This window comes from Ruegeria sp. AE3 (assembly GCF_056542225.1).
Genome location: NZ_JBQFZL010000026.1, coordinates 1 through 13,892, shown reverse-complemented (window position 1 = coordinate 13,892; position 13,892 = coordinate 1). Strand labels below are relative to the sequence as shown.

Sequence of the window (13,892 nt, the reverse complement as noted above, 5' to 3'; positions counted from 1 at the left end):
CGACATCTGAGGCCTTGGCGGACGGCCGCAGTCGTCCGCCATCTCATACCGGACGTCTCTCATGATTGACCGTAGCGGCCGCTCAGAGCCCAAAACATCGGATGTTGCGTAGCGATCGAACATCCGCTTTGCGATTTCACGGCAATAGGGAAGTTGGTTCCATCGTGCATCTCCGCCGATCCCGGATACGAAAATCGTGAACTCTCGGCCAGAACGTCCGCCACAAAAGGGGATGTGGCCACCACTTGCAATAACCATTGGCTAAATGGTTTCCTATTCTAATTGTGTCCCGCAATGTGCATGGTTGGGGCCATGTCTTTCACGCTGAAACAGATCAGGTATTTCGCTGCGGCTGCCGAGATGGGCTCGATCAGCGCCGCGTCGCATTCGCTGTCGATCTCGCAGAGCGCGGTGACTGAGGCGATCAAGGATCTTGAGGCGATCTTGGGCGTGAAGCTGTTCGAGCGCCACCCCCGCGGCCTACACATCACGCCGGAGGGGCGGCGGTTTCAGCGCAGCGTCACCGCGATCCTGGCGGAGGTTGCGAATGCGACCCGCGTGCTGGCCGAGGGTTCAAAGCGCGTTGGCGGGCAGTTGAACCTTGGCGTGACCTCTCTGACGGCGGGCTATGTTTTGTCCGAGATGCTGTCGAAATTCCGGCGCCTTCATCCGGATGTCGAGGTGACCGCCATCGAAGATACCGGGGAATATCTGGAGCATCTTCTGGTCGGCGGGGAGTTGGACGTCGCTGTCATGGTGACGACCAACCTGCGCAATGTTCACGCGCTTCAGTCCGAAATTTTCGAGGTGTCGCCCTTCCGCCTCTGGCTGCCGATCGACCACCCGCTGGCCAAGCAGCAAAGCATCGCGCTGCCGGATGTGGCGGATGAACCCCTGATCGTTCTGGATGTCGACGAGATGGAGCAGGAGGCGGTCAAGCTACTCTCGGCCTTTGGTAAACGGCCCAAGCTGGCCTTCCGCACCCGCAGCGTCGAGGCTGTTCGGTCGCTTGTGGCAACCGGGGCGGGCGTCGCGATTCTGCCCGATCTGGTCTATCGGCCTTGGTCGCTGGAGGGCGATCGCATCGTCAGCCGGGATGTCTCCGGGACGTTGCCGGTAGTCCAGGTCGGGCTGGTCTGGCGCAAAGGCGCCGGAATGTCCGAAGCCACGCGCGAGTTTATCACGATGATGCAGACACTAACCGCGTCCGGGGTCCGGTGACGGTGTCAGGCATCGGAAGAAACGATACCTAACCATCTGATTTTTGAATTTGCGATATCTGGCCGCAGGGCGCATCCTTTCAAAAAACATATCGAACTTTGGGAGGAGTGATATGAAACGCTATCTGAAATCCTGCACCATGCTGACCTTTGCGGTCGGTATCGCAGCTCAGCCGGTCTATGCCGAGATGATGACCTCGCTCGGCGCGGGCGAAGGCCAAGTCAGCATCGTCGCCTGGCCCGGTTATATCGAGCGTGGCGAAACGATGGAGGCCTTCGACTGGGTGACCGGCTTCGAGGCCGCCACTGGCTGTATGGTCAATGTCAAAACCGCGAACACCTCGGACGAGATGGTCGCGCTGATGAACGAAGGCGGGTTTGACCTTGTCACCGCGTCGGGCGACGCGTCGCTGCGCATGATTGCCGGTCGTCGGGTTCAGGAAATCAACCCGGCGCTGATCCCGTCCTGGGGCACTCTGGACCCGCGTCTGGAAAGCGCACCCTGGCATACCGTCGACGGCAAGCATTACGGCACGCCCTATATGTGGGGCCCGAACGTGCTGATGTATAACACCGAGGCCTTTGGCGGCAACGCGCCGACCTCGTGGAATGTGGTCTTTGAAGAGCAGACCCTGCCGGACGGGCAGAGCAACTCGGGCCGCGTGCAGGCCTATGACGGACCGATCCACATCGCCGATGCCGCGCTCTACCTGATGCATCACCAGCCGGAGCTGGGCATTACATCGCCCTACGAGCTGAACGAAGAGCAATATGCGGTTGCGCTGGATTTGCTGCGCGGTCAGCGCAAGCTGGTCGGCCGCTACTGGCATGACGCCTTCATCCAGATCGACGACTTCAAGAACGAAGGCATGGCGGCCTCGGGCTCGTGGCCGTTCCAGGTGAACCTGCTGCAGGGTGATGGCGCACCGATCGCCTCGGTCATCCCGGTCGAGGGCGCAACGGGCTGGGCCGACACCACCATGATGCATGCCGATGCCGAGCATCCGAACTGTGCCTATATGTGGATGGAACACACGCTGAGCTCGAACCTAATGAGCGACCTGTCGGTCTGGTTCGGTGCCAACCCGGCTGTGCCCGCCGCCTGTACCGATGGCCGCGGCATGCAGAATGCCGAGGGCTGCACCAAGAACGGCTTTGACGATTTCGAGCGTATCGCGTTCTGGCAGACCCCGGTCAGTAAATGTGAAAGCCAGGGCGAATGTGTGCCCTACTATCGTTGGGTCTCGGATTATATCGGGGTCATTGGCGGCCGTTGATTTGACCTGAAACCTCTGCCGTCCCGGTCCTGCGGGGCGGCAGACTGCTATCCTAGAGAGACACCATGACTACTGCCGTCCGATTCCGCGGCGTTTCCCGCCATTTCGGAAATGTGAAAGCTGTTGACCGCGTAGACCTTGAGGTTGCGCCCGGTGAGTTCTTTGCCATGCTTGGCCCGTCGGGCTCGGGCAAGACGACCTGCCTGCGGCTGATCGCCGGGTTCGAACAGCCGACCTCTGGCGAGATCGAGATTTTTGGAGCGGAATCCTCGCGCGTGCCGCCCTATCGCCGCCCTGTGAACACCGTCTTTCAGGACTATGCGCTGTTTCCCCATCTCAGCGTGACCGATAACGTCGCCTACGGGTTGATGATCAAGGGGCTGGGCAAAGCCGAGCGCCGCCGCGCCGCCGAAGAGGCGCTGGAGCTTGTCGCACTGCCGGGTTATGGCGGCCGCAAGCCCTCGGACCTGTCCGGCGGACAGCGTCAGCGTGTCGCGCTGGCCCGTGCGCTGGTCAACAACCCCAAGGTTCTGCTGCTGGACGAGCCGCTGGGCGCGCTGGACCTCAAGCTGCGCGAGGCCATGCAGGAAGAGCTGAAAAGCCTTCAACGGCAGCTGGGCATCACCTTTGTCTTTGTCACCCATGATCAGAGCGAAGCCTTGTCGATGGCCGATCGGGTTGCCGTTTTCGATCAGGGCAAGATCCAGCAAATCGGCTCGCCCGAGGATATCTATGACCGCCCCGACACGCCGTTCGTGGCGGATTTCGTGGGCTCTTCCAACGTGCTCCACCCAGAGCTGGTCCGCAAACTGACCGGCAAATCGGCCCATGCCAGCCTGCGCCCCGAGGCGATCCGCCTGACCAGTGAAGGCCCGGCGGCCACGGTGCAGTCCTGCGCCTTTCTGGGCTCGGCGACCCGTGTTTCGCTGGACTGGGATGGCGAACAGGTCGCCGTTCTTCTGCCCAAAGGCGCAGAGATACCGGTGCCGGGTCAGACTGTTCACCTGTCCTGGGAGGCCGATGCGCTTTACCTGATGGAGGGCGCTAATGGCTGACGCACGCCCAAACGGCGCGTTCGGACGCCTGTCGGATCTGCTCTGGCGCAGGCCGCGGGTTCTGCTTCTGCTGCTGATCGGCCCGCCCGCCTTGTGGCTTGGCGTGATCTATCTGGGGTCGCTCTTTGCGCTGCTTGCGCAAAGCTTCTTCTCGATTGACGAGTTCTCGGGCCTGATCAATTACGAATTCACCCTGCGCACTTATGGCGAGCTATTCCGCCCGGCCAATCTGGATATCATCCTGCGCACCGTGGTGATGGCGACCAGCGTGACCATCGCGGCCGCGGTGATCGGCTTTCCGGTCGCCTATTACGCCGCGCGTTTCGCGCGTGGGCGCTGGAAGGCGCTGTTTTATCTGGGCGTGATGCTGCCGCTTTGGTCCAGCTATCTGGTCAAGGTCTATAGCTGGAAGCTGATCCTTGCGAAGGAGGGCATCCTGAGCTGGGTCTTTGCAGAGCTGCACCTGACCTGGCTGCTCGAGGCCTACCTCTCGATCCCGGTGCTGGGCGGTAACTCGCTTTCGGTCAGCTGGACCGGCACCTTCCTTGTGTTCCTCTATGTGTGGATCCCCTTCATGATCCTGCCAATCCAGGCGGCGCTCGAGCGCGTTCCGGCCTCGATGCTCGAGGCCAGCGGAGACCTGGGCGCCCGGCCGGGCCAGACCTTTCGCCATGTGTTGCTGCCGCTCGCGCTGCCGGGTGTCATTGCGGGGTCGATCTTTACCTTCTCGCTGACGCTGGGTGACTACATCATTCCGCAGATCGTTGGCACCTCGGCCAGGATGATCGGTCAGGCGGTCTATCAGTTCCAGGGCACGGCCGGGAATATTCCGCTTGCGGCCGCCTTTGCCATCGTTCCGATCCTGATCATGGGCGTCTATCTCTATGTCGCACAACGAAAGGGGGCTTTCGATGCACTCTGACCGCGCCTCCTTCGGCCTGAAACTCGCAGCAGGGGCGGGGCTGACTTTCATGCACCTGCCGATCCTGTTGATCTTCGTCTATGCCTTCACGACCGAGGACAAATCCTATCAATGGCCGCCCCCCGGCCTGACACTGAAATGGTTCGCCGTCACCTGGGAGCGTCCGGACGTCTGGGAGGCTCTCTCCCTGTCGGTGCGGGTTGCCAGCATCTCGACCGTGATCGCGCTTCTGTTGGGCACGCTCTGCGCGGCGGCCGTGGCACGCGCCAAGTTCTTTGGTCGCGAGACGATCTCGCTGCTTGTGATCCTGCCGATTGCACTTCCCGGCATCATCACCGGCATCTCGCTGCGGGCGGCCTTTAACCTGGGGGACATCCCGTTCAGCTTCTGGACCATCGTCCTGGGCCACGCGACTTTCTGCATCGTGGTTGTCTACAACAACGCGGTGGCGCGGTTCCGGCGGACTTCGGGCAGCCTGGTCGAGGCCTCTATGGATCTGGGCGCGAATACCTTCCAGACCTTCCGCTATGTCATCCTGCCCAATATCGCCACGGCGCTTCTGGCGGGCGGCATGCTGGCCTTCGCCCTCAGCTTTGACGAGGTGATCGTGACCACCTTTACCGCCGGGCAGCAGCAGACGCTCCCAATCTGGATGTTGGAAGAGCTGGTGCGCCCCCGTCAGCGCCCCGTGACGAATGTCGTTGCCATGGTCGTGGTGCTGGTGACCTTCCTGCCGATCCTCGGCGCATATTATCTGACCCGCGGCACGGAGAGCGTGGCCGGGCAAGGCAAATAAAGTAGAAAGGGCTCCCTGATGGAAACCAACATGCTGATTGGCAATTCTTTCGAAGCAGGCACGGATCAGGAAGAAATGGTCCTGAACCCCCGCACGGGCGAGGTGATTGTCCAGATCCCCGAGGCCGACCCGGCGCAGATCGACCGCGCCGTCACGGCGGCGCGCGCGGCCTTCACCGGCTGGGCGCTGACCACCCCCGGCGAGCGCGCGGGCTATCTGCTGCGGATCGCGGATGCGGTCAAGGCCAATCTGGAGATGCTCTCCCAGCTAGAGGCACTGAACTGCGGCAAGCCGATCGACGGTGTGCGCAATGACGAAATTCCGGCGGTCGCGGATTGTTTCCGCTTCTTCGCGGGCGCGGTGCGCAACATGCATGGGCCGATTGCCGGGAATTACCTGCCGGGCCATACCAGCATGATCCGCCGCGACCCGATCGGCGTCGTCGCCTCGATTGCGCCGTGGAACTATCCGATCATGATGATGGCCTGGAAACTGGCTCCGGCCCTTGCAGGCGGCAACACCGTTGTCATGAAACCGTCCGAGCAGACGCCCCTGACCGCACTGGCTTTCGCCAAGATCCTAGCCGATATCCTGCCGGAAGGCGTGGTGAACGTGATCGCCGGCAAGGGCGGCTCGGTCGGGAACGCGCTGATCAACCATGACGGCGTCGATATGGTCTCGATCACCGGGGATGTGGCGACGGGGAAAAAGGTGCTTCAGGCCGCCTCGCGCACCGTCAAGCGCACCCATCTGGAGCTAGGCGGCAAGGCTCCGGTCATCGTCTATGACGATGCCGACCTGTCGGCGGTGGTCGAAGGGCTCAAGGCCTTTGGCTATTACAATGCCGGGCAGGACTGCACCGCAGCCTGCCGGATCTATGCGGGCGCAGGGATCTATGAAAACCTTGTGGCCGAGCTGTCCGACGCAGCGGCCAGCATCGTCTATAACAATGCCGATGACAGCCTGAACGAGATCCCGCCGCTGATCTCGCCGCGCCAGCGCGACCGGGTCGCCAGCTTTGTCCAGCGCGCCGCTGACCTCTCGCATGTCGAGATCGCCACCGGTGGCGCAGCGGTGGACGGGCCGGGCTTCTACTACAAACCCACCGTCGTCGCAGGCGCCCGCCAGGAAGACGAAATCGTCCAGCGCGAAGTGTTCGGCCCCGTGGTCTCGGTCACCCGGTTCACCGAGGACGACCCGGTCGTCGATTGGGCCAATGACAGCCAATACGGCCTGGCCTCGTCGGTCTGGACCGGAAATATCGGCCGAGCGATGGATGTCGCCGCCAGGCTGCAATACGGCTGCACCTGGGTGAACACACATTTCATGCTGACAACGGAAATGCCGCATGGCGGGCTCAAGCAATCGGGCTATGGCAAGGACATGTCCATGTATGCGCTCGAGGATTACACTGCGGTCAGACACATCATGGTGGCGCATTGACTGCGAAACTGGAGTTTCCGGTCTTGAACAACTCGGCACTTGGGAAAGCGTCGCGTCACCCCTTGCAACGGGGGTGTCCGGACGTTTGGAAAGTTGGGCGCTTCAGCAGGGGAAGCCGCCGTTCGCAATTCTGAGTCCAAGGCCCGGAAGGTCCGCTTGTGAGACATCAAGCTGCCGCGCGGCGAACGACCGCTTCCGATCTGGCCCTTACGGCGATGCTCGAACGACCGCTTTTGTGAAACCAAGCTGCGCTGCAGCGATGGGCTGACCGTCTGATGGTGATCTGGACGATCAGGCTTGCCGCTCGTACATCGGTCCGATTGGTCCCGCATACACCCACCGCGTTGCGATCTCGAACCACCGCCTTGTCAGCGCCGATGCCGAGACCGTTGCGTTCCGTTGGAAGGATTACCGTATCAAGCGCGGCGACCGGATGAAGGTGATGCGGCTCAAGACCGGCGAATTCATCCGCCGGTTCCTGCTGCACGTCCTGCCCGACGGCTTTCACCGTAACCTGTCGGAACTCTATCGCTCCAAGGTCGCCGATCTTGCGCAGGCGCTATTGGATCCTTCGATCCGCACCGGGGCTTTGGAGATCATCCGGGGCCTGATTGAACGTGTTACGATCAAACATGAACGGGATGGCGTGCAGATCGAACTGGAGGGTGCCCTGGCAGCGATGATTGGGTTGGCCCAGAATGAACAAAGCCGCCCTGAGGCGGCTTGTTCGAGACTCTGTTCGACCCAAGTGGTTGCGGGAGGCCGCAACCAGCGTTGCCGAACGCAACTAAGATGTCAGGTATAGGCGCAAACCCGACATACACAAATTGTCACTAAACTTCTGCTGTGAGGGACAAGGACGAAGCCGCTCGCGCGGCATTGGAGCCTGTGGCAGGCGTTTTGCATTGATCTGACCCCTGTGCATTTGGGAATGGGCGCGGCTGTCTGACGATTGGGACCTCTCAATCGAAAGACAGGAGGTTCCCATGGCGGAGGAGAGAACAACGCCGCTGCGCGAGCGGATGATCGAGGACATGCGGATCAAGGGGCTGGGTGACAAGTCTCAGAAGTCGCACATCCGGGCGATCAAGGACTTCGCAGCGTTTCTGGGACGGTCGCCGGACACCGCGACGCCGGACGATCTGCGCGCCTACCAGCTTCACATGACCGACTGCGGTGTCACGCCGCCGACCTACAACGCCCGCATCATTGCGCTGAGGTTCTTCTTCGAGACGACCTGCGGGCGGGGCGAGATGAAGCGGCACATGCAGTTCCGCACCCAGCCGCGCAAGCTCCCCGTGGTGTTCAGCGCCGAGGAAGTAGCGGCACTGCTGCGGGTCGCGCCAGGACCGGGGCTGAAGTACCGGGCGGCGCTGAGCATCTCCTATGGTGCCGGGCTCAGGGCCTCGGAAGTCTGCAATCTCAAGGTCAGCGATATCGACAGCGACCGGATGCTGATTCATGTCGAACAGGGCAAGGGGCGGAAGGACCGGAAGGTCATGCTGTCGCCGGGATTGCTGAACCTGCTGCGCGAGTATTGGCGCGAGGCGCGGCCTGAGGGCTGGTTGTTTCCGGGCAAGCCCAAGATCAACCCCCTCTCGTCGCGCCAACTCCACCGCGCCTTCAGCTCGGCAAAGCACATCGCGGGGATCAAGAAGCCGGGCAGCACGCTGCACACGCTGCGGCATAGCTTCGCGACGCACCTTCTGGAGGCCGGTACGGATGTGCGGGTGATCCAGGTCCTGCTCGGGCATGCCAAACTCGAAACAACGGAGCGCTACACACATGTCGCCACGAAGCTGATCCGTGACACGGCGAGCCCCTACGAGACGCTGGCCAAGCTGCAGGATCGAAGCCGGGAGTAGCGGACCAGGGTGGTGCCCCGCCCGCGGCTTGAGATCGCTGACATCTTTCGCGCCCATGGTCCCGCATGGCGGCGGGCCAATGCCGGGCATGTCAGCCTCACCCAGCTCAGGGTGATGTCGGCGATTGAAGCCTGCCGGACCGAGGCGCTCGGCGGGCATGTGGCAGCCTGCGCCAAATGCGGTCACCGGCATGTCGCGTACAATTCCTGCAAGAACCGGCACTGCCCGAAGTGCCAAGGGCCGGCCGCGCGCGACTGGATGGCAGCACGGGCCGATGACCTGCTGCCGGTGGAGTATTTCCATGTGGTCTTCACCCTGCCGGCGGAGATCGCACGGATCGCCTACTGGAACAAGACGGCGGTCTACGGCCTGCTGTTCCGAGCGTCAGCCGAGACCGTGACGACCATCGCCGCCGATCCCCGGCACCTTGGCGCCCGCGTGGGCATGACCTCTGTACTCCATACCTGGGGTTCGGCGCTGACCCACCACCCGCATGTCCACATGATCGTGCCCGGCGGCGGCCTGTCACCTGACGCTACACGCTGGATCGCCTGCCGCCCTGGTTTCCTTCTGCCCGTGCGCGTCCTGGCCCGGCTGTTCCGGCGCCTGTTCCTGGAAGGGCTGTCGGCGCTGCACAAGGCAGGGCAGCTTCAGTTCTTCGGTGATCTGAAAAGACTGGCCGATCCCGCGGCCTTCGCCGCCTGCCTCGCCCCGCTCCGCAAGACCAAATGGGTCGTCTACGCCAAACCGCCCTTCGGCGGGCCCGAGTCTGTCCTCGCCTATCTCAGCCGATACACCCACCGCGTTGCGATCTCGAACCACCGCCTTGTCAGCGCCGATGCCGAGACCGTTGCGTTCCGTTGGAAGGATTACCGTATCAAGCGCGGCGACCGGATGAAGGTGATGCGGCTCAAGACCGGAGAATTCATCCGCCGGTTCCTGCTGCACGTCCTGCCCGACGGCTTTCACCGTATCCGCCACTACGGCCTGCTGGCCGGCGCCACCCGCAAGACCACCATCGCCCGCATCCGCGACTTGCTTGTGCAGACACTGGCCGAACAGGAAACGCAGGAGACTGCTGAGACCGCTCCGCTCACCCTGCGCGAGCCGTGCCCCTGCTGCGGCGGCCCGATGCGCATCGTGGAAATTTTCCGGCGCGGGCAAAAACCGATGAGCCGTGCGCCACCCAGGGAGCAGGCCGCATGACGAAACGCCCGTCCATGCCGCGAAGACTACCCCGGTTCCAATTCGTTTTCCGGAACGCCCCCGGTACGCCCGGTCCTGTGGTTAGCCCGCAATCACCCGGTCAACGGCTCCGACGGCACCCGGAACGCGCGAACACAGCCCGCTGGATAACCGCCCCCAACCGGCGCTTCCTGCCTGGTCGGCGCTCAGAACCGGCTCCCGCAATCACCCGCAGCATACTTTCCCCATAGACGCCGCCCAGCCTCCCGCGGCTTCCTCCTTGTCAGGTTATTCAACGCGGGCCGGGTTACACACGAACGCCAACGATGCGCCGCGGCCCGCATCGAAAAACCTTCGACATAGCAGACTTTTGATATTGCTAGTTGGACGTCTGCTCTGTTGACGGAGCCGAAACCTAGTTCTCAGCGCTGGCGATCTGAGAGATGCGCTGAAACTTCTTTCGGTACGCTGCGGGAGACATTCCTGTTCCGCGTTTGAACACGCGCCGGAAGGAAGCGGGATCATCGTAGCCGACAGCAGAGCCGACATCGTCACCCTTTTGTTGAGCGGTCTCCAGCATTTGCTTGGCCTCCTCGACGCGCAGCGCTTGTACGTATTCAATCGGTGTGAAACCCGTTGCTGCACGGAAGCGTCGGGAGAATGTTCGGGGGTTCAGTCCTGACCGCTCAACCATTTTCTCGACGGGATTGGTTGTGGCGTAATTGTCAGCGATCCACAGTTGGCACTCCGAAATCGGACCATCGCTGGATTCCATAGGTCTGGTCATCACCGAATAAGGCGACTGTCCTTCAGAGTGACCGCTGATGAGAAAGACCTTGGCTGTTTCTATCGCGGTTTTGTATCCGCAGAACCGGGCGATCAGATAGACCGTCAAATCATGCCATGCGCTGACACCTCCAGCAGTGACGATCCGGTCGGTTTCGGCAGCAAGGCACAGAACGGATTCATTTCGAAAGGTGATTTCAGGGAAATGTCGTTGAAACATGTCGCGATATGCCCAATGGGCAGTTGCCTCATGTCCGTTCAGAAGCCCGGACTCAGCCAGCAGCAAGGACCCCGAACAAACGGAGGAGAGCAGTGCGCCATCGGCGTGCATTTTCCTGATCCATGCGATTTCACGTGGATAGCGGCCCTTTGGAACATCGTAGATCGACGTATACATATCGCAAATAACCACTGCATCCGGCGGGGCCAGATCGCTAATGGCGGCATGAGGTTCGACCGGTATGTTGCCGATGCAGTGAAAAGGCTTTCCGTCTGCAGACACGATCTTGATGTCCAGCAATTCATCCCCAGGCGCACCATTCACCATGTCGGGGTAAACAGCGCCTGCGGAGAGCAGAACATCGTAAAGCCCGTAAAGAACGGATGCTGATGTTTCTGGTGCCGCAAGAAGGGCAATTGTCGGTTTGCGTTGGGATGACATAGGCATTCCTGTCATATTTGGCACTGTTTTGTCGGATTTGGATTCTCTTTATGTCTATTATGCCACGTATCTGGCGAAGTTGCCACTGATACCATGTCCTCAAATTCCTTACTGTACAGGAAGCAAACGTTAGGAGGGATGACATGGACGGTCTTGAAACAACGAGTATAGAAGACATCCCGGGATTTTCCGGGGAAGTCATATTGCCCAAGTCACAGACGTATGACACCGCCCGCGCTGTTTGGAATGCCATGATTGACCGTCGCCCCGGCATGATTGTTCGGTGTCGCAATAGCGAGGACGTCATTGCGGCAGTCAATCATGCGCGCGCCCATGATCTGCCAATCTCGATCCGTGGTGGCGGACATAATGTTGCCGGTCACGCGGTCTGTGACGATGGGTTGATGATTGATCTCAGTGGTATGCGCGCGGTCTCAATTGATCCGGACAAGCGAATTGCGTCGGTCGACGGTGGCGCATTGTGGTCCGATGTCGATGCCGCAAGCCAAAAGCACGGCTTGGCCACACCCGGCGGGCTGATTTCTGATACGGGCGTTGCAGGGCTGACGCTTTCAGGTGGGATCGGCTGGCTGCGCGCAAAGCACGGGCTTTCGATTGATAACCTTGTCGCTGCAGAGGTGGTGACGGCCAAAGGACAACTGGTTCGGGCCAGCGAGGATGAAAATGCAGACCTGTTGTGGGCGCTCAAGGGCGGTGGCGGCAATTTTGGCGTCGTCACCCGGTTCGAATTCGCCCTGCATCCCATTGGTCCCGAAATCATGTTCGCGGCACCAATCTATGCGGTTGAAGACGGGCCGGAGCCAATCCGTGCCTGGCGCGAAATGATGAAGAAGCACGGCGGCCTCGTCGGATCGCTTTGCGAATTTTCGACGGCCGGTGGCGAGGATTTCGCGGAGAAGGATCAGGGCAAGCGCGTTTATACGCTGGCGTGCGTGTTCAATGGAGATGCTGACGAAGGCGAGGCGTTGTTGCAGCCGCTACGAGAACTCGGCACGATGGTCGCCGACTTTTCCGGCCGAATGAACTACTGCGAGGTTCAGCAACTCTTCGATACCCTGATGCCTGCGGGTGATTTTCGATGCTACTGGAAAGCACGGTATCTGACCGATCTCTCAGACGAGATGATTGATCTTGCCATGCAGAACGCACTTTCAGCACCTTCTGACAATTCGATTTCCTCTTTGTGGAGTTTTGGCGGTGCGACTGCAGAGGTTCCAGCGGCTGCCACAGCCTTTGGGGATCGATCGATGGGTTGGATGTACTCGCTGGATGGGGTCTGGACAGACCCGGCAGACGATGCCCAGAACATTGCCTGGTCACGCGATGGCTGGGAAAGCTCCGCGCGCTTTGGGCACCATGGCCGGGCCTATCTGAATTTTCCGGGCCATGGTGAGGACGGCGACGCACTGACCCAGGCGTCTTTCGGTGAAAACTTCAAGCGATTGGTGGAAATCAAGACCAAGTACGATCCGGACAACCGATTTCGCTTCAATCAAAATATTAAGCCGGGGGTTTGACATGACCATTCAATCCCCTTTGCCCGCCATGGGCTCGGGTGAGATTTTTCTCACCGAGGGCGGCACCGAAACCGAGATCATGTACCGTCATGGGTTCGAACTGCCTGAATTCTGTATGCTACCGCTGCTGGATAATCCAAAGGCCGTTTCCGCGATGCGGGATGTGTTTTCGCAGCAGCTTGATGTGGCCGCAGAGTTTGGCTTGTCCTTTCTGCTGACCGGGCTCGACTATCGCGCGAGCCCGGACTGGGGTGCCAAACTCGGCTATTCACCCACCGGCTTGGCGGATGCCAATCTCGCCGCGATTGAGTTTCTCAGGGATGTTGCGAAAGGGTATCGGAGCCAGATTCCACGACTTTTGATCGGAGGGATTCTTGGTCCCAGAGGGGATGCATACAGCCTCAACGAGGAGATTACAGCCGAGAGTTCGGAGGAATACCATGCCGTTCAACTTGAAACGTTGAAACGGGCAGATGTGGATTTCGCATGCGCCGCCACATTCAACAATGTAACGGAAGCGGTCGGCGCCCTCCGCGCGGCGGACCGGATTGGGGTGCCGCTCTCGGTGTCGTTGACGCTCGACAGTTCATACCGGTTGAAGTCGGGACCGACTTTGGCAGAAGCGATCACAGAAATTGATCGTCAGTCCGAACATGCCGCCCCGGAGTTCTACATGGTCAATTGCTCCCATCCGCTTGAATATGAACCCGCCCTAGAGAACCGGGAGTGGATCAAGCGGCTGCGCGGGGTCCGCCCCAATGCTTCCAAGATGGAAAAACTTGCCCTCTGCAAGCTTGGGCATATCGAGGACGGTGACCCGATCGAGCTCGGCGCGCAAATACGAGACCTTTTTGAACGCTATCCGCATATGGATATATTTGGTGGGTGCTGCGGCACCGGACACACGCACCTGCGGGAGATTGCAAAAGCTCTGGTGGCTCATTGATTGCCACAATCGGCTTTCACAGTTTTCCGCCATTGGTGCAATGCGCAGCATAGGGTGAAATGGGCTCGCTACGGCTATTCGCTGCTTTTCGTATCATCGGCTGCTCGCAGCCCAAAGCGGACCTTCATCACTAAGCTTTGCAATCTCTGAGATGCGGGACGAAGCTGACTTTTCAGGTCCGGCTATGCGTTCCTTTCC

General features: G+C 60.6%; 11 protein-coding genes and 1 pseudogene. 11 read left to right on the top strand and 1 reads right to left on the bottom strand.

Features of this window, described 5'->3' with window-relative positions; translation table 11 throughout:
• The first annotated feature begins 312 nt into the window (after positions 1-312).
• The 9 genes and pseudogenes from ACR0NZ_RS20080 (at position 313) to ACR0NZ_RS20040 (ending at position 9,784) form a co-directional block, all read left to right on the top strand.
• Positions 313-1,221 carry a LysR family transcriptional regulator gene (locus tag ACR0NZ_RS20080; RefSeq protein WP_480521412.1) on the top strand — a complete coding sequence of 303 codons (909 nt, stop codon included), beginning with the start codon at positions 313-315 and terminating at the stop codon, positions 1,219-1,221.
• A 112-nt stretch (positions 1,222-1,333) separates the two neighbouring features.
• Entirely contained in the window at positions 1,334-2,497 is a 1,164-nt protein-coding gene (locus tag ACR0NZ_RS20075) for an ABC transporter substrate-binding protein (RefSeq protein WP_480521410.1), read from the top strand.
• A gap of 65 nt (positions 2,498-2,562) precedes the next feature.
• On the top strand, positions 2,563-3,552 hold the full coding sequence (locus ACR0NZ_RS20070; protein WP_480521408.1) for an ABC transporter ATP-binding protein: 990 nt from the start codon (positions 2,563-2,565) through the stop codon (positions 3,550-3,552).
• Positions 3,545-4,474: an ABC transporter permease gene (locus tag ACR0NZ_RS20065; RefSeq protein WP_209598102.1), complete on the top strand. Its 930-nt coding sequence runs from the start codon at positions 3,545-3,547 to the stop codon at positions 4,472-4,474. Before ACR0NZ_RS20070 ends, ACR0NZ_RS20065 begins: the two co-directional genes overlap by 8 nt.
• A complete protein-coding gene (locus tag ACR0NZ_RS20060; RefSeq protein WP_480521406.1) occupies positions 4,464-5,270 on the top strand; it encodes an ABC transporter permease in 807 nt (268 codons plus the stop codon). Before ACR0NZ_RS20065 ends, ACR0NZ_RS20060 begins: the two co-directional genes overlap by 11 nt.
• An 18-nt stretch (positions 5,271-5,288) precedes the next feature.
• The gene (locus ACR0NZ_RS20055; RefSeq protein WP_480521404.1) at positions 5,289-6,713 is read left to right on the top strand and encodes a gamma-aminobutyraldehyde dehydrogenase; all 1,425 of its coding nucleotides are present in this window, start codon (positions 5,289-5,291) and stop codon (positions 6,711-6,713) included.
• A gap of 331 nt (positions 6,714-7,044) precedes the next feature.
• Positions 7,045-7,224, top strand: a pseudogene (locus tag ACR0NZ_RS20050) (transposase); the annotation flags it as partial.
• 475 nt (positions 7,225-7,699) lie between these two features.
• A complete protein-coding gene (locus tag ACR0NZ_RS20045; protein WP_480521402.1) occupies positions 7,700-8,578 on the top strand; it encodes a tyrosine-type recombinase/integrase in 879 nt (292 codons plus the stop codon).
• A gap of 12 nt (positions 8,579-8,590) precedes the next feature.
• Complete coding sequence (locus ACR0NZ_RS20040; protein ID WP_480521400.1) at positions 8,591-9,784, top strand: IS91 family transposase; 1,194 nt, start codon at positions 8,591-8,593, stop codon at positions 9,782-9,784.
• A 394-nt stretch (positions 9,785-10,178) separates the two neighbouring features.
• On the opposite strand, the gene ACR0NZ_RS20035 is transcribed toward ACR0NZ_RS20040, so the two are convergent.
• Entirely contained in the window at positions 10,179-11,210 is a 1,032-nt protein-coding gene (locus ACR0NZ_RS20035) for a GlxA family transcriptional regulator (protein ID WP_480521398.1), read from the bottom strand.
• 143 nt (positions 11,211-11,353) lie between these two features.
• Between ACR0NZ_RS20035 and ACR0NZ_RS20030 the strand changes: the two genes are divergently transcribed.
• Both ACR0NZ_RS20030 and ACR0NZ_RS20025 read left to right on the top strand, forming a co-directional pair.
• Positions 11,354-12,748: an FAD-binding oxidoreductase gene (locus ACR0NZ_RS20030; protein ID WP_480496643.1), complete on the top strand. Its 1,395-nt coding sequence runs from the start codon at positions 11,354-11,356 to the stop codon at positions 12,746-12,748.
• A gap of 1 nt (position 12,749) precedes the next feature.
• Positions 12,750-13,694 (top strand): homocysteine S-methyltransferase family protein, encoded by a 945-nt coding sequence (locus tag ACR0NZ_RS20025; protein ID WP_480521396.1) that lies wholly within the window; start codon positions 12,750-12,752, stop codon positions 13,692-13,694.
• Positions 13,695-13,892 lie beyond the last annotated feature (198 nt).